The following is a 17,566-nucleotide window of genomic DNA, read 5'->3' as shown; positions in this document are numbered from 1 at the left end:
TGACCTAGCAGGTGGAGGAACAGCTAAAACTGTAGAGCTTAAATCAAAAGTCTTCAAAGCACTTCTTAAAAATACAGACGGATTCTCAGGACAATTATTTAATCCTTAAACTCAATGAAAAGACCCTTCGGGGTCTTTTTGTTTTCTCCTCCAATTTCCAACGTTTGCCCCAAATATGTATTTTTGGTATACTACAGAAAGCAACGTGGTTGCTAATTTTAAGAAAAGGAGTCGAGTAAATGAAAATTGCGATCGTAACGGATAGTACTGCGTATTTGACACCAGAAGAACGCCGTGAGTGGAATATTCATGTATTGCCACTGTCAGTTATTTTTGGACAAGAAAGTTATCGTGAAGAACAAGATTTGACAACTGCCGATTTCTATGAAAAAGTAAAAAACTCAGAGGTATTTCCAACTAGTTCACAACCAGCAGTTGGTGAAACGATTGAATTATTCCGTGAATTATCCCATCATTATGATGCTATTATTCCAATTCTTTTATCCAGTGGGATTAGCGGAACTTATCAAACAGTTGTGACAGTTGCTGAAGAATTACAAGATGAAGTATTGATTTATCCAATCGATTCAGGAATTAGTTGTGCACCTCAAGCTCGTGCGGTTCGTCTTGCTGCAATGATGGCAAAAGATGAAACATATACAGCTAAAGAAATTGTTGCTTGTGTTCAGCAATTAGTAGATCGTACAACAGCTTACTTCATTGTAGATGATTTGAATAATCTTCAAAGAGGGGGACGTTTATCAGCTGGGGCTGCCTTAGTTGGTTCTATGTTGAAAATTAAGCCGATTTTAACGTTTGAAGATAAAAAAATTGTAGCAATGGAAAAAATTCGTACACAACATAAAGCGATGAAACGTATTGAGCAAATCTTTGAAGAAGATACTCAAACAACAGATGGCGACGGTTATGAATTAGTCATTATTCATGCGAATGCTCCAGAGGCAGGAGAAGCGTGGCGTTCTCAAATTCAAGAGAAATATCCAAAATTAAGAACGTCTCTAGCATACTTTGGTCCAGTTATTGGCACACATTTAGGAGAAGGTGCTTTAGGATGTTCATGGGATATTGTAGTAGAGAAAAATTTAGAAATGATTTAAATGCTTGTAAGGTGGAAATAGAATGGTAAATTCTATTTTCATCTTTTTTTATTTGCACTAGTATTCATTTGAGAAATTTTTCAAATAAAAAATATTTTTTGAAAATTTTTTCGTATATATAGTTGAGGTGGTTTGAATGAAGGTTGCTCGAGATTCAAATGGAGAATTAGTATATGCGTATAAAGGGATTGACTTAGATATGTCAGAATATTATGCTTGCCCGTCGTGTGGAGAATCTGTGCAAATTTGCCAAAAGAAAAATGGGGAGTATTTTTTTAGGCATATAACACAAGCGAGGCATGATGGGGAAACAGAGGCGCATCAAAAAGGAAAAGAAGAATTACAAGAGAGTATTGTTCAACAAGGATATAGGGCAGAATTAGAACGGTATGAAGCAATGGTTGGACAAATTCCGGATCTTACCATTAAAGTAGGCGGTAAAGAATGGGTGTTGGAATATCAGTGTAGTGTCATTCCAATAAAAGAAATGACTTCTCGAACGAAGGCATTAGAAAGTTTGGGGAGAAGTGTCTCGTGGATTCTTGGAAAGAAGTTTTTACAAAAAAATTTATGTGAAATGAGTTTGTATTGTATTCGATATCATCCACAATTAGGGAATTATTTGTGCTTCTATACGGAAAAACAATGGATCATCCATCATCATCTAACATTACACCTTCAAAAAAGAAAGTATCTTTTTCAGGAAAGTCGGTGTGACTTAGATAAGATTGATTGGAAGAAAATATTTCAGATTTTTGAAGAGTCACAATGTTTACAAATTTTCCAATTGCCTAGTACAGAGTATTCTTGGAAGAAAGAAGAGTGGCAAGCAATTGTTTTAAGTCCTCAAAAAGAAAATCGACAATTTCTAGAAGCACTATATTATCATAGGTGGACGTTTGAACAACTAGAGGTGTGCAATATTTATCCAAAATATTCTTGGAGTATGAAAACTTATAACATCATTTGGCAAGGATATTTATGGATGGGAATTGATAGGCTGAAAACAAACCAGATTTTTACGATAGAACAGTGCTATGCGTATTTGAAAAAATTAGCCATCCAAAAGAAAATACGTTTTTCTTCGTGTTATGAGCAAGAAAAAGTCTGTAAATGTGAGATAGAATTTTTTCTAAAAAAAATAATGCAGGAAACAAAGAGACTGACGGTATTACCAGACGGTAGGTGGAAGAAAATAAAAAACTAGCAAGAGAAAAAGAAATCTCTTGCTAGTATGGATTAGGCTTTAAATTGTTGATAAATTTTTTTGAAAATTGGATATAAAATTGGAACAGTAATAACTGTGAAAGCAGCTGAACCAAATGTTCCTAAAATTTTAGTGAAGGCTGCAACGAATGCAGGAGTAAACGCTAGTCCGCCAATAATCATTCCACGAAGGAAAGTATATTTTACTAAGTTTAAAATGATTTTAATGACAGCAGCTAAAATACCAATTCCGATAATGTTTACAGCTTTATCGTTTTGATGAAGTGTTTTTTCATAAACAAGGTGAATTCCCCAGCAAACAATAAGAGATTCTAAAATCGTAATCCAAACTTCAGCAGCATATCCATTTAAAATGTCGAAAATTCCTAATCCTAAAGTAGCAGCAATGGCTCCTTTTTTACTACCGAATACTAAGCACCCAACAACGACTAGGGCATTTCCAAAGTGGACGAATTGGTGTCCTAATGGAATTCTAAATAACTGAACTCCTAAGAAAATTAAAGCGGCAAATAATGCGATTTGTGTCATTTCACGTAATGAATAATGTTTCATACTATAATTCCTACTTTCTATGAATGAAATAATTGTGTGAGAAGATGCAATTGTGGTTCGAAAGCAACTCCATATTGTAAATCTTTTTCTTGAGCAATCGTTTCTTGTAGAGTGGCATCAAGAAAGGTTGTGGCAAGTGTTAAAGCTTTTTCTAAAGACAACCCTTGTAAAATACAAGCACTTAGAATAGCTGAAACAATATCTCCAGTTCCAAAAAAATGATGCGGATAATGAGGAGTAAAGGCTGTCGCAAATTGTTCAGTAGTAGCATCATAACTCAATAATCCGATGGAACCTACTTCTGTTTGAATACCAGTTAAGATAACTTTTTTAGCCCCTAAATTTGCTAACTTCCTAGCAAGAGCTTGATAGGTTTCTATTGGGTGAATTCCTTTTAAATACTCTGTTTGAGTTAATAACGCAGCTTCAGTCAGATTTGGAAGAATAACATCCGCTTTGGAGCAAACGCTTCTCATTTGTTGGATATATTCTTCTGTAAAGCCGCTATATAACTTTCCGTGGTCGCCCATAATTGGGTCGACGATAAGTAGAGCATCTGGATTTTGACTCGTATAATAGTCTAATAAGACTTTCAATTGTTCCATTTGTCTGCAATATCCGATAAATAGTGCATCTGTTTTTAAATGTAATGCTTTCCATTGCTCTAAACTTTGCTTAGTAAAGTCTAGTAGTTCTTGGATAGCAATTTGCCCAAATCCTCCTGTATGAGAGGATAGTAAAATGGTTGGTAAAAGTATCGTCTCAATCTGGCAACAAGCCATAATCGGTATGGCTGGGGTCAGCGCTACTTTTCCAATTCCGGATAAATCATTGGCCAAAATGATTCTTTTTTGTACCATGAAAGCACCTCCTATTTTTAGAAGTTGAACTCATTGTAATTCAGGATGGGATAAGGTACAATATTTTCCGAGAAGAATTGTACCGGTACAGATAGTGAGGTGTGTCATGTTTAAATATCAAGAAGTGAGTCTTCAAATTCGTCAACAAATTGAAGATGGCATTTATAAAAAAGGAGATCGACTTCCTTCCATTCGTGAAATGATTCAACGGTATGAGTGTAATAAAGATACGATTTTAAAAGCATTACATCTCTTAAAGGAAGAAAGTTTAATTTATCCAGTTGAAAAGAGTGGGTATTATGTATTGAAAAATCGAGTACCCGTTCGAAATACGACAAAAATTGGGTTGCCAAATCCGTTGCAATTTCCGATTGAAGATTTTAGAAAATGTTTGAATGAATCGGTTATGGCAAGTTATGAAGGTGTAAGTAATCAGAGGGAATCCGTTAGAGGAGACCGAGAATTAATTGAAGCAATGGTACCTTTATTAGAAAGTTATGGAGTGTATGCAAAGGAAGGTCAATTATCCATTACAACGGGGACACAACAAGCCTTATATATTTTACTGCAACTGATTAGTACAGGTGGACTGTTGTTAGAACAACCGACATATAGTCGTATGAATCAATTAGTGAAGGAATTAGAAATTCCGTATCAAATGATTGAACGAGAACAAACACAAGACACGATTTCATTAGAAAAGTTAGAACAAATTTTTCAAAGTGGTACTATTCGTTATTTTTATACGATTTCTAGATTCCATAATCCACTTGGAATGAGTTATCCGGATAGTGTGAAAAGGAAAATGGTGGAATTAGCAGAAAAATATCAAGTTTATATTATTGAAGATGATTATATGGCGGATTACGAACGAGGAACCGCAACGCCATTACATTATTTTGATACAAATGAAAGAGTTATCTATGTAAAATCTTTTTCATCGATTTTATTTTCTGCTTTTAAAATGGGAATTGTCGTGCTGCCAAATGCCTTTATAAAGGGATTTGAGAAAAGAAAGCAATTATTGGATTTTGACTCGAATTTACTCATGCAAAAAACATTAGCGCTATTTATCCAAAATGGCTTGTTTGAAAAACATCGACAAAAAATGGTGGCACATTATCATGAGAAGTCTCAACAATTTAGACAATTATTAGAATTATCAACGATAGAAAAAACAACTTTACATGGAACACAATTATTGTTAGAAAGAAGTCAATTATCACTTTTAAAAGAAAAGCTAGATTTAGAAATAACAATTGACACATTAGAAGATGCTTATATTGAAGAAATAACACCAGAAATTTTTTCATTAGATGTCTATGCTTTATCGATGGAAGAGATGCAAGATCTAATACACTTATTAGAAGAGAGGGGGAAGTAGATGAATAAGGAAGAGATATTAAAACATTATTATGGATATGATAGCTTCAGACCTGCTCAATCAGAAATTATTGAAACGATTTTATCTAAAAGAGATGTTCTAGCGATTATGCCAACATCTGCAGGAAAGTCGATTTGTTTCCAAGTTCCAGCGTTAATGTTAGATGGAATCACAATTGTGGTATCTCCATTAATTTCTTTAATGTATGACCAAGTGACTTCGTTAAAAGAAATGGGAATTCAAGCGATTTTGTTAAATAGTGCGATGACTTCACTCGAGTATTATCAAGCAATTGAGCAATTACAACGAGGTGAAGTGAAGTTATTATATGTTGCTCCAGAGCGTTTTGAACAAGAAGGATTTCTAGAGATGATGCAAGGAATTCAGATTAGTATGGTTGCAGTGGATGAAGCGCACTGTATTTCTCAGTGGGGGCAAGATTTTAGACCGAGTTATCAAAATATCGATACATTTGTTGCACAACTTCCTAGTCGTCCCATTGTGGCAGCTTTTACCGCAACTGCGACTCCAAGAGTTCGTCTGGACATTAAGCAACAATTAAAATTACAACATCCATTTGAAGTTGTAACGAGTTTTGACCGTGCAAATTTATATTTTGGAATGGAAGAACCAAGGGATAAAATGAACCGTCTACTAGAGTTAATCAAGGAAAAGGAACCGACGATTGTATTTTGTAATACTCGAAAAGAAGTCGAAAAAGTCTGTGAGAAATTACAAAAGAAGGGGATTGCTGCGGATTGGTATCATGCAGGATTAAGTCCTGAAACTAGGAGTAAAGTACAAGAAGATTTTATATTTGACCGTATTGATGTCATTGTAGCAACGAATGCATTTGGAATGGGGATTGATAAGTCCAATGTGCGAAAAGTCATTCATTACAATATGCCTAAAGATATCGAAAGTTATTATCAAGAAGCAGGACGTGCAGGACGAGATGGGGAGCCTGCGGAATGTATTTTATTATATGGGGCAAAAGATATTATTATTAATAAATTTTTAGTAAAACAAAATCAAGATAAAGTCGGCATGGCAAAACTCAATGAGATGATTGATTATTGTAGAACGGTACGTTGTTTAAGAGGGTTTATGCTAGATTATTTTGGACAAAAAGATATTCCAGAAGATTGTGGGCATTGTACGAACTGTTTAAATAAAGTGGAGTTAAGCGACGTAACGCCACAAGCGCAAATGATTTTGTCCTGTATTATTCGTATGAAAGAAAGATATGGAATGAGTAAAGTATCTGAAGTGTTACGAGGAAGTAAACGAGCTGAAATGAAGGCTCTACACTTTGACCAATTATCTACTTACGGCATCATGAAAGATTATTCTGATAAAGCTTTAAAAGAATTTATCTCTTCTTTAATTGCAGATCGCTATATCGAAACAGAAGGATTACAATATCCGATTTTACAAGTGAGTGATTTAGGAAAGAAAGCATTGAAAAGTCGTGAGAAAATCGAAGTGAAACCAATTGTAGCGCAAATACTGCAAAAACCAGATGCCATTCAACAACATAAAGTACAAGATAATGCGCCATTTGATGAAGTCTTGTATGACCGATTATGTTCGATTCGTATGGATTTAGCGTTCGCCCAAAATGTTCCACCATTCTTAGTTTTCTCAGATAAAACTCTGAAAGAATTTTGTCGTCATTTACCAACAACGGATAGAGAATTCTTACAAATTAGTGGAGTTGGGGAGAAAAAACTAGAGACTTATGGGGAAGCCTTTATGAAGGTTATTCGTGAGTATAAGCAGTAGATTGATTGTTAAATTATTTGATTTTTTAAGCTCCCTCTGATATAGTATTTTATAAATTCAACATCTCCATAAGGGAGTAACTGGCAACGAAAGTTGTGGTAATATCAACAACAAGTGAACCTGTTTCGCTGGTATTATCTTAATTAGTGAGACTTATGCTATTTTCAAGTCCTTGAAGTAGTATAAGTCTTTTTTTATGGGGATAAAAAATATAAAGGAGTGTCGACTTTGACAAAACAAGCCGCATACACACAAACGGAAGAACAAGTTCTTTCAAGTGTACAATCTACTAAAGAAGGGTTAACTTCTGCTCAAGTAAAAGAACGTTTAGAAAAATACGGTCCGAATGCTTTACAAGCAGGAGAAAAGACAACTGTACTACAAAAGTTTATTAATCAGTTTAAAGACTTCATGATTATTGTCTTACTTGCAGCAGCAGTTATCTCATTTTTTGCCCATGAAGGAGCTCCAGATCCAACGGATGCTATTGTAATTTTAGCCGTTGTTATCTTAAATGCGATTGTAGGGGTCATCCAAGAATCAAAAGCAGAAGAAGCAATTGAAGCATTACAAAAAATGGCTTCTCCAGTTGCGACAGTCTTACGTGATGGTGAACATCTTCATGTAAAAGGTGAAGAAATTGTAGTTGGAGATATCGTGATTTTAGAAGCAGGAGATGTTGTTCCTGCCGATATGCGATTATTAGAAGTTAATACGATTAAAATCGAAGAAGCTGCCTTAACAGGGGAATCAGTTCCAGTAGAAAAAGATTTAATCATTCCTGAAGGGGAAGATGTTGGTATTGGTGACCGTTCAAATATGGCATTTGCAAGTACAAATGTAACTTATGGACGTGCATTAGGGGTTGTTACTGCAACAGGTATGGATACTGAAGTTGGTAAAATTGCCCATATGTTAGCAAATACTGAAGAAAGTAAAACTCCATTACAAGAAAACCAAGATGCTCTAGGTAAATGGTTAACAATTATGATTTTAGTCATTGCTGTTATTATTTTTGGAATTGGTTTAATTCGTGGATACGAATGGACTCATATGTTATTAACAGCCATTGCGATTGCAGTTGCGGCGATTCCAGAAGGTTTACCAGCGATTTCAACGATTATTTTAGCATTAGGAACTCAAAAAATGGCAAGTCGTCATGCACTAGTTCGTAAATTGCCAGCCGTTGAAACATTAGGTGGTGTAGAAGTTATCTGTTCAGATAAAACAGGTACGTTAACATTAAACCAAATGACCGTTGAAAAAATGGTGTTTAATAATGAAATTCATGATGCACACGAAGAAATGAATGAATCAATTTCTGCACTTCGTATGATGAATTTAGCTAATGATACTAAAATTACGGAAGAAAAATTAATTGGGGATCCAACTGAAACAGCAATGGTTCAATTTGGATTGGATAAAGGTTATGACGTACGTGTTGACTTAGAAAAACATCCACGTGTAGCAGAAGTACCATTTGATTCAACTCGTAAATTAATGTCAACGATTCATCAATTAGAAGATGGAAACTATTTAGTAGCGACAAAAGGAGCTCCAGATATGTTACTTGAAAAAGTAACACATATTGAAGAACATGGACAAGTTCGCCCAATGACTCAAGAAGACCGTGATATATTAGCTCGCTTAAATAAAGAAATGGCGACTCAAGCTTTACGTGTATTAGCGATTGCTTATAAATACATTGACCAAGTTCCAGAAACATTGGATTCAGAATCTGTTGAGTTCGACTTTGTATTTGCAGGATTAGTCGGAATGATTGACCCTGAGAGAAAAGAAGCAGCTTTAGCGATTCAAGTTGCAAAAGAAGCAGGCATTCGTACAGTGATGATTACAGGTGACCACCGTGATACAGCTCAAGCGATTGCAAAACGTTTAGGAATTTTACGTCCTGACCAAGAAGATGGTGTCTTAACAGGTGCAGAATTAAATGAAATTTCTGATGAAGAATTAGCTCGTACGATTGAAGATTACTCAGTATATGCTCGTGTATCTCCAGAACATAAAGTTCGTATTGTAAAAGCATGGCAAGCGGATGGAAAAGTTGTTTCAATGACAGGTGATGGTGTCAATGATGCTCCATCTCTAAAACAAGCAGATATCGGTGTAGGTATGGGGATTACTGGTACTGAAGTGTCTAAAGGTGCTAGTGATATGGTTCTTGCAGATGATAACTTTGAAACAATCGTTGTTGCAATAGAAGAAGGACGTAAAGTATTCTCGAATATTCAAAAAGCAGTTCAATATTTATTATCTGCAAACTTCGGGGAAGTAATGACTTTATTTATTGCCACAATGGCTGGTTGGTCAATTCTTGAACCAATTCATATTTTATGGATTAACTTAGTAACAGACGTATTCCCAGCGATTACTTTGGGAATGGAAGATGCGGAAGCAGATATTATGAAACATCCACCTCGTGGAAAGAGTTCTAATTTCTTGTCAAATGGGGTATTACCAAGTATTTATTATCAAGGTTTCTTTGAAGGTGGAGTTACTTTATTTGTCTATTGGTATGCAACTCATGTAGCAGGTTGGGGAGTTCCAACTGGTGAAACAATGGCATTTGCAAGTTTAGGGTTAATTCAGTTATTCCACGCATTCAACGTGAAATCTGTTTATAAATCATTAGCAACGGTTGGGGCATTTAAAAATAAAATGTTCAATATTGCGATTGTTGTGTCTGCTTTAATGTTATTATCAGTTCTAGTTGTTCCTGGTTTAACGACTGTGTTTAGTGTAACAGTGTTGACTTTAGAACAATGGTTCATTGTGTTAGCAGCAGCATTCTCAATTGTTCCGTTCGTTGAAATTGCAAAAGCAATTATGAGAGGAATGGGCTTGGATCAAGATTAAAGAAATTAGACTTATCTATAGTTGCTTAGGACGCAAGCAGCCTCGCGAGAGCGAGTCTCATTGCTAAATTTTGAGCCTTGGGTCTCAAAATTTCCTGTGACAGAATCGGCTGTTGCCGGTTCTATCACTTTAGCAACTATGGAAAGTCTATTTTGTTTGTGCCATGAGAGAGATTTACGTTTAGGATGATGATAGTATAAGATTTTCTAAAATAGCTAGGATGCAAGAAGCCTCGCCAAAGCGAGTCTCACTACAGCTATGGAAAGTCTATTTTTTTGTAAAATCTCTCACTTTTATAGCCTGTAAATGTTGATATGATAGAAATATAGTTTTTAGCTTTAACAACTAGTAAAAAGAAACAATGGTGAAATTGGTCAAATTTCGTTGACCCAACTGTGATAATTAGGTATAGTACCATTTGTATCACGTGACATTTAGAAATATAAAAGTGAGGAAATGAAATGAAATTAAGAAATTTATTTTTAACAGCAGTTGCTGCAGTGACATTAGCAGCTTGTGGAAATCAAACAAGTAAACAAGAGACAACAAAAGAAACTAAACCAGCCGAACATGTAAAAGTTGCCGTTGTAGGTAGTGCAGCTCATGAAATCTGGGATTTCGTTGCTGAAAAAGCGAAAAAAGAAAACATTGACTTAGAAGTTGTAGAAATGAACGACTACGTATTACCGAATACAGCATTGGAAGAAGGTTCTGTTCAATTAAATGCCTTCCAACACCGTGCTTATTTAGCACAATGGAACAAAGATAAAGGTTCAGATATTAAAGAAATCGGAACAACATTTATCGTGCCATTATATTATTTCTCAACAAAATATAAATCATTAAAAGATTTACCTGAAAATGCAAAAGTATTAGTACCAAAAGAAGTAGCCATCCAAGGTCGTGCTTTAGTAGCGTTAGAAACAGAAGGATTAATTACATTAAAAGATGGAGTAGGCACAAAAGCCTCTCTAGCTGATATTACAAGCAATCCACGTAACTTAGAAATTATTGAAGCAGAATCAGCACAAGCACCTCGTTTATTACAAGATGTAGATGCAGCTTCAATTAATGGCTCAATGGCAAAAGATGCAGGATTAAAAGTGGAAGATTATATCTTTACAGATGCTGATCACTTAAATACAATTCCAAAAGATCGTTTCAATATCATTGCTGCAAATGCAAAAGATGCTGATAATCCAACATACAAAAAAATTGTTGCATTATTCCAAGCAGATGATGTAGCGAAAAAAATGAATGAAATTGGACCAGGACAATACTTCCCAGTGTGGAACGCAGAAAAATAGTCCTTTGAACTATTGGGAAATTCCCAAAGGTTCGATTTAAAATAGTCATCTCTCTCCAAACGAACAACTTTCACCGTTAAAGGTGTCAGTTGTTCGTTTTATTTTACTTTTGAAGAATGTATTTGAGAACTATACATAAAAAATTAGAGTAAACACGTACATTATTTTTATGAATCGTTAAAAATATACGTATTTATTATTGATTTTCTGAAAATAATGATGTATACTTACCTCATTCTTTAAAAAATAGTAAAGGAGCTAGAAACTTTATGGAAAATTTCTTTAAATTAAAAGAAAATAACACAACTTTTGGGACGGAACTTTTAGCGGGGCTTACGACATTTTTCGCAATGTCTTATATTATCTTTGTAAACCCTAGTATTTTAAGTCAAACAGGTATGCCATTCCAGGCAGTATTCCTATCTACTATTATTGCTTCAGTTGTAAGTACATTAGTAATGGGTCTATTTGCAAATGTACCTTATGCATTAGCACCAGGGATGGGATTAAATGCATTCTTTACATTTACAGTAGTATTTGGTTTAGGTTTTTCTTGGCAAGAAGCATTAGCAATGGTATTTATTTGTGGATTATTAAATATTTTCATTACAGTAACAAAAATTCGTAAAATGATTATCCAAGCAATTCCAGTTAGTATGCAACATGCAATTGGTGGAGGAATTGGGGTATTCGTTGCATATATCGGATTGAAAAATGCAAACTTATTAAGTTTCTTAACAGATGCTAAAACAATTACAACGATTAATAATCAACCGTTTCAAGCAACTACAGAAGCTTTTAAAGGTGGAATTTTTGCAGTTACCTCTAACGGTGGAGTAGTTCCTTCATTAGTGAACTTCACTCAAAGTGATGCATTATTAGCATTAATTGGATTGTTTATTACAGTATTGTTAGTGATTAAAAATGTTCGTGGTGCAATCTTAATTGGAATTATTGTTACAACTTTATTAGCAATTTCAATGGGTGTGGTTGATTTATCAACAGTGAATTGGTCTCAAAATTCATTAGCTTCAGCATTCTCAGATTTACAAGTGACATTATTTGCAGCGTTTGGTCCTGATGGAATGGGTAAATTATTCTCAAATCCTGCAAAATTACCATTAGTATTAATGACAATTTTCGCATTTAGTTTATCAGATACATTTGATACATTAGGAACATTTATTGGAACAGGTCGTAAGACAGGAATTTTCTCAGCAGAAGATGAAAGAATGTTAGAAGAAGGTTCAGGTTTCTCTTCTAAAATGGATAAAGCTTTATTTGCAGATGCGATTGGAACTTCAATTGGGGCAGTCTTTGGAACAAGTAATACAACAACTTATGTAGAAAGTTCAGCAGGTATCGGAGCAGGTGGTCGTACTGGGTTAACAGCTGTAACTACAGCAGTATTATTAGCCGCTTCAGCATTATTAGCACCATTTGTAGGAATCGTTCCTGCAGCAGCAACAGCTCCAGCGTTAATTATTGTAGGGGTTATGATGTTATCATCTTTTGCAGATGTACAATGGGATCATTTAGACGAAGCAGTACCAGCATTCTTTGCAGGAATCTTTATGGCTCTTTGCTACAGCATTTCATACGGAATTGCAGCAGGGTTCATCTTCTACTGCTTCATTAAAACATTAACTGGAAAATCTAAAGAAATTCACCCAATTTTATGGGTAGCAACAGGATTGTTCATTTTGAACTTCATTATTTTAGCCATTATTTAGCTTTTCCCTTATATCTTTTCTCCCAAAGAGGCAAAACGAAGTTACGATTTTGTAACTTCGTTTTGCTTTATAAACATTTTTTAAAAAGATTAAGAAAATGAAAAGAAATGGTTGGAATTTATTTTAATTCAAACATTTTCTAAAAAGCTATGCTATAATGTTCTAGAATACAAAAGAAAGGAATTGAAGTATGATTACATTAAAATCAAATCGTGAAATTGAAGCGATGAATGAGTCGGGTGCTTTATTAGCTTCTATCCACGTAGCATTGCGAGACTTTATTAAACCGGGAGTAACAACTTGGGAAATTAATGAATTTGTTCAAAAGAAAATTGAAGAAGCTGGTGGTTCGGCTCCTCAAATTGGATATGAGGGATATAAATATGCCACATGTACAAGTATTAATGATGAAATTTGTCATGGATTCCCTCGTCGTAAAGCATTGAAATCAGGTGATCTAGTAAAAGTGGATTTCTGCGTAGACTTAAAAGGAGCTTTGTCTGATTCTTGTTGGAGTTATATTGTTGGTGAAACTACTCCGGAATTAGATCGTTTATATGAAGTAACGAAAAAAGCACTTTATTTAGGAATCCAACAAGCACAAGTAGGTAATCGTATTGGAGATATTGGTCATGCGATTCAAACTTATGTTGAAAAAGAAGGGTTCTCAGTTGTTCGAGAATTTATTGGACACGGAATTGGACCAACGATTCATGAAAGTCCAGCGGTTCCTCACTATGGTGAACCTGGAAAAGGTCTTCGTTTAAAAGAAGGTATGGTTATTACAATTGAACCAATGGTGAATACTGGAACATGGAAATCAGAAATGGAAAGTAATGGTTGGACAGCTCACACATTAGATGGTGGATTAAGTTGCCAATTTGAACATACATTAGCCATTACAAAAGATGGTCCACGTATTTTAACATTACAACCAGATCATATAAAAGACGTATTATAAAAGTATAAGGAGGAATAGCGATGGCTATTTTAGTTGCAGGGGGAGCAGGTTATATCGGTTCTCATACAGTAGTAGAATTAGATAAAGCGGGGTATGAAGTTGTTATATTAGATGATTTTTCTAATAGTTCACCAGAAGTATTAAAACGATTAACAACGATTACTGGAAAAGAATTTCCATTTTATGAAGGCTCTATTTTAGATCATGACTTTTTAACAGAAGTATTTTCAAAAGAGAAAATTGACTGTGTCATTCAGTTTGCAGGATTCAAAGCAGTAGGAGAATCTGTAGTAAAACCATTAGAATATTATCATAATAATATTACAGGTACATTAGTCTTATTAGATGTCATGCGAAACTTTGGCGTGAAAAATATTGTTTTCAGTTCAAGCGCAACGGTTTATGGAATGAATAATACGGTGCCGTTTAAAGAAGGAATGCCAACAAGTGCAACAAATCCTTATGGATATACAAAAGTGATGTTAGAACAAATTTTAAATGATGTAGCTTTTGCTGATAAAGAATGGTCTGTAACGAACTTACGTTATTTTAATCCAATTGGCGCTCATGAAAGTGGCTTAATTGGGGAAAATCCAAATGGAGTTCCAAATAACTTAATGCCATATATTACACAAGTAGCAGTTGGCAAATTACCACAGCTAAGCGTATTTGGGGATGACTATGATACACATGATGGAACAGGGGTTCGAGACTATATTCACGTTGTGGATTTAGCAAGAGGACATGTTCTTGCAGTGAAAGATAATATCGGAAATCCTGGAGCAAAAGTGTATAACTTAGGAACTGGAATTGGCTACAGCGTATTAGACTTAGTTCATGCATTTATGAAAGAAAATAATGTAGAGATTCCGTATAAGATTTGCCCACGTCGTGCTGGAGATATTGCTACTTGTTACGCAGATGCAAGTCGAGCAAAAGAAGTTTTAGGTTGGGTCGCTGAAAAAGACTTAAACGATATGGTTCGTGATTCTTGGAATTGGCAAAAAAATAATCCTCAAGGATATTAAATATAATGTAAATGAAAATCCTGTTTGCTATTATAAATGCGAACAGGATTTTTTGGATAAGTAATGTTTTTTTGTTACAATAATAAAAAAGAACGGAGGAGTATCATGCAAATTACTAAAATTGAAGTACAAAAGAAAAAACAAAATCGTTTTAATATTTACATAAATGATGAATTTGCCTTTGGAGTAGATGAAGCGATATTATTAAAGTTTTCGTTAACAAAAGGAACCGAATTAACGCAAGATACTATCCGTGAAATTGAACAAGAAACACAGTATCAAAATGCCTATCAAAAAGCATTGCATTTTTTAAACTTCAAATTAAGAACCGCTAAAGAAGTCTATGAAAAACTAGAAAAGCTAGAAGTGTCTGACGAAGTAATTAATCAAGTTTTGCAACAATTGATGGATCATGGGTTCGTCAATGATCAATTTTACGCAGAGAGTTATGTGCGAGAAAATTTTGCATTGCAGAAAAAGGGACCTAAAGCTGTAGCGTTTGAATTAAAGAAAAAAGGTGTGAATGACTCTATTATTCAAAAAGCGTTAGCGGAGTTTGATGAAGCAACACAATTAGATCAAGCAATAGAAATTGCGCAAAAATATGTCGACCGACAAGGGAATGTGCCAGTTAAAACGGTGAAACAAAAAGTGTATGGCTTTCTAATGCAAAAGGGCTATGATTTAGATATCGTACAATCTGTGATTTCAGAATTAACATTTGAAAAGCAAGAAGAGAATGAAGAAGAACTAGTGATGAAACAAGGCGAGCGAATTTTGAAAACATTACTTTCTAAATATGCTGCGGATGATTCACAACTATGGTATCAATTAAAAGGAAAGTTATATCAAAAAGGGTTTAGCAGTTCAGCAATTGATGAAGCGATTGAAAAGTTAAAATGGGAGAGTGAAGAATGGATTTAGAACAATACGGAATAAAAATGTGGTCAGAAGAAAAAATTGCTTCATTTCAGGAAAAACTATTAGCATGGTACGACAAAGAAAAGAGAGATTTACCGTGGAGACATTCGAATAATCCTTATCATATATGGGTGAGCGAAATCATGCTGCAACAAACAAGAGTCGATACAGTGATTCCATACTACCATCGTTTCCTAGAAACATTCCCAACAATTGAATCTTTAGCAAATGCGCCGGAAGAGTCCTTATTAAAGGTATGGGAAGGATTAGGATACTATTCAAGAGTTAGAAATATGCAAAAAGCAGCTCAACAAATTATGGAGGAATATGGCGGTGAGTTTCCAAGTACAATGGAAGAAATTCAAACATTAAAAGGAATTGGACCATATACAGCAGGAGCGATTGCTAGTATTGCCTTTAATTTACCTGAACCAGCAGTGGATGGAAATTTAATGAGAGTAATTAGTCGTTTATTTGAAATAGGGTTAGATATAGGTAATCCATCCAATAGAAAAGTATTTCAAGCAGTTGCAGAAAAAATTATTTCAAAAGAGCGGCCTGGCGACTTTAATCAAGCATTGATGGATTTAGGGTCAGATATTGAATCTCCAGTAACACCACATCCAGAAGATAGTCCGGTAAAAGAATTTAGTGCTGCGTATTTAAATGGAACAATGCATTTATATCCGGTGAAAATTCCAAAGAAAAAGCCAGTACCAATGAAGTGGCAAGCATTTGTTATACAAAATGAAAAAGGACAATATTTACTAGAAAAAAATACTTACGCAGATTTATTAAGTGGATTTTGGCATTTCCCATTAATTAGAGATTATACCCCGACAGGAAAACAATTGAGTCTGTTAGAAGAAATAGCAGAGGAAGTAGAAGAATATCCAAATAAAAATATCCCGATGGAAAAACAGTTTGAATCAATCTACCAAATGAAGGTAAAAAAAATAGAGAAAATTAAAGGTCAAGTGAAACATATTTTTAGTCACCAAAAATGGGAAATTGAATTAATGAAATATAAAATTGATTCAGATCAAATAGTTGAAGAAATAAACGGAAGAGAATTAAGATGGATAGAAACCGAAGAATTTCATAAAATCCCCTTCTCGAAAGTTCAAATGAAATTATGGGAACATGTTAGAACACAAGAAGAATAATATTTAGTAGATATTCACACGAGCGCTGAAATATGCTATACTACAATCGAATATGTATGTAAAGAAAAGGGAGCTTTTCTAAAATCGATATAGAAGGTTGGACTCGTGATGCAAAATCCAAGAGAAGGAGAATTCATCACTGTCAAGAGTTATAAACATGATGGCAGTCTTCATCGTACGTGGAGAGATAGTATGGTTTTAAAAACAAGTGATCAAGCGATTATTGCTTGCAATGACCATACATTAGTGACCGAAGCAGACGGAAGACGTTGGCTAACAAGAGAACCAGCTTTGCTGTACTATCATAAGCATTACTGGTTTAATGTAGTAACCATGATTCGTCAAAAAGGAATATCCTACTATTGTAATCTTGCTTCTCCCTATGTGTTAGACAAAGAAGCGTTAAAATACATTGATTATGATTTAGACATTAAAATATTCCCAGATGGTGAAAAAAGACTATTAGATGTCGACGAATATGAACAACACCGCCGACAAATGCATTATTCAAAAGAGATTGATCAAATTTTGAAGGCGAATGTAGAGATTCTAGTCGATTGGATTAATAATAAAAAAGGTCCATTTTCACCAGAGTATGTTGACTTATGGTATGAACGTTATTGTCAACTAACCTATCGTAAACAATA

At 34.6% G+C, this 17,566-nt stretch carries 14 protein-coding genes; 12 read left to right on the top strand and 2 right to left on the bottom strand.

Features of this window, described 5'->3' with window-relative positions:
* Positions 1 to 239: 239 nt before the first annotated feature.
* Positions 240 to 1,118, top strand: coding sequence for a DegV family protein (locus RYL55_RS06240; protein WP_315008108.1), 879 nt, complete (start codon positions 240 to 242; stop codon positions 1,116 to 1,118).
* Positions 1,119 to 1,254: 136 nt separating this feature from the next.
* A complete protein-coding gene (locus RYL55_RS06235) occupies positions 1,255 to 2,325 on the top strand; it encodes a competence protein CoiA family protein (protein ID WP_315008107.1) in 1,071 nt (356 codons plus the stop codon).
* Between the two features lie 32 nt (positions 2,326 to 2,357).
* On the opposite strand, the gene RYL55_RS06230 is transcribed toward RYL55_RS06235, so the two are convergent.
* Complete coding sequence (locus RYL55_RS06230; protein WP_227931719.1) at positions 2,358 to 2,897, bottom strand: ECF transporter S component; 540 nt, start codon at positions 2,895 to 2,897, stop codon at positions 2,358 to 2,360.
* 17 nt (positions 2,898 to 2,914) lie between these two features.
* Positions 2,915 to 3,757 carry a pyridoxamine kinase gene (locus RYL55_RS06225; protein WP_315008106.1) on the bottom strand — a complete coding sequence of 281 codons (843 nt, stop codon included), beginning with the start codon at positions 3,755 to 3,757 and terminating at the stop codon, positions 2,915 to 2,917.
* Between the two features lie 106 nt (positions 3,758 to 3,863).
* Here RYL55_RS06225 and RYL55_RS06220 point away from each other — a divergent pair, with 106 nt between their 5' ends.
* From RYL55_RS06220 to RYL55_RS06175, 10 genes are all read left to right on the top strand, one after another.
* On the top strand, positions 3,864 to 5,141 hold the full coding sequence (locus tag RYL55_RS06220; RefSeq protein WP_315008105.1) for a PLP-dependent aminotransferase family protein: 1,278 nt from the start codon (positions 3,864 to 3,866) through the stop codon (positions 5,139 to 5,141).
* Complete coding sequence (gene recQ, locus RYL55_RS06215; RefSeq protein ID WP_315008104.1) at positions 5,142 to 6,926, top strand: DNA helicase RecQ; 1,785 nt, start codon at positions 5,142 to 5,144, stop codon at positions 6,924 to 6,926.
* 219 nt (positions 6,927 to 7,145) lie between these two features.
* Complete coding sequence (locus RYL55_RS06210; RefSeq protein WP_315008103.1) at positions 7,146 to 9,803, top strand: cation-translocating P-type ATPase; 2,658 nt, start codon at positions 7,146 to 7,148, stop codon at positions 9,801 to 9,803.
* A 461-nt stretch (positions 9,804 to 10,264) separates the two neighbouring features.
* Positions 10,265 to 11,110, top strand: coding sequence for a MetQ/NlpA family ABC transporter substrate-binding protein (locus RYL55_RS06205; RefSeq protein WP_315008102.1), 846 nt, complete (start codon positions 10,265 to 10,267; stop codon positions 11,108 to 11,110).
* Between the two features lie 269 nt (positions 11,111 to 11,379).
* On the top strand, positions 11,380 to 12,843 hold the full coding sequence (locus tag RYL55_RS06200; RefSeq protein WP_315008101.1) for an NCS2 family permease: 1,464 nt from the start codon (positions 11,380 to 11,382) through the stop codon (positions 12,841 to 12,843).
* 190 nt (positions 12,844 to 13,033) lie between these two features.
* A complete protein-coding gene (gene map, locus RYL55_RS06195) occupies positions 13,034 to 13,804 on the top strand; it encodes a type I methionyl aminopeptidase (RefSeq protein WP_315008100.1) in 771 nt (256 codons plus the stop codon).
* Between the two features lie 20 nt (positions 13,805 to 13,824).
* On the top strand, positions 13,825 to 14,832 hold the full coding sequence (gene galE, locus RYL55_RS06190; RefSeq protein ID WP_315008099.1) for a UDP-glucose 4-epimerase GalE: 1,008 nt from the start codon (positions 13,825 to 13,827) through the stop codon (positions 14,830 to 14,832).
* A 105-nt stretch (positions 14,833 to 14,937) separates the two neighbouring features.
* Positions 14,938 to 15,756: a recombination regulator RecX gene (gene recX / locus RYL55_RS06185; RefSeq protein WP_315008098.1), complete on the top strand. Its 819-nt coding sequence runs from the start codon at positions 14,938 to 14,940 to the stop codon at positions 15,754 to 15,756.
* Positions 15,747 to 16,919, top strand: coding sequence for an A/G-specific adenine glycosylase (gene mutY, locus RYL55_RS06180; protein WP_315008097.1), 1,173 nt, complete (start codon positions 15,747 to 15,749; stop codon positions 16,917 to 16,919). The genes recX and mutY overlap by 10 nt, the downstream gene beginning before the upstream one ends.
* 108 nt (positions 16,920 to 17,027) lie before the next feature.
* A partial coding sequence (locus tag RYL55_RS06175; protein ID WP_020991225.1) for a DUF402 domain-containing protein occupies positions 17,028 to 17,566 on the top strand: 539 nt, incomplete at its 3' end.

It is taken from the genome of uncultured Granulicatella sp. (assembly GCF_963515615.1).
Taxonomy (GTDB): Bacteria; Bacillota; Bacilli; order Lactobacillales; family Aerococcaceae; genus Granulicatella.
Note: the sequence above shows the minus strand (reverse complement) of the source record. Positions and strands in the feature narration are given on the sequence as shown.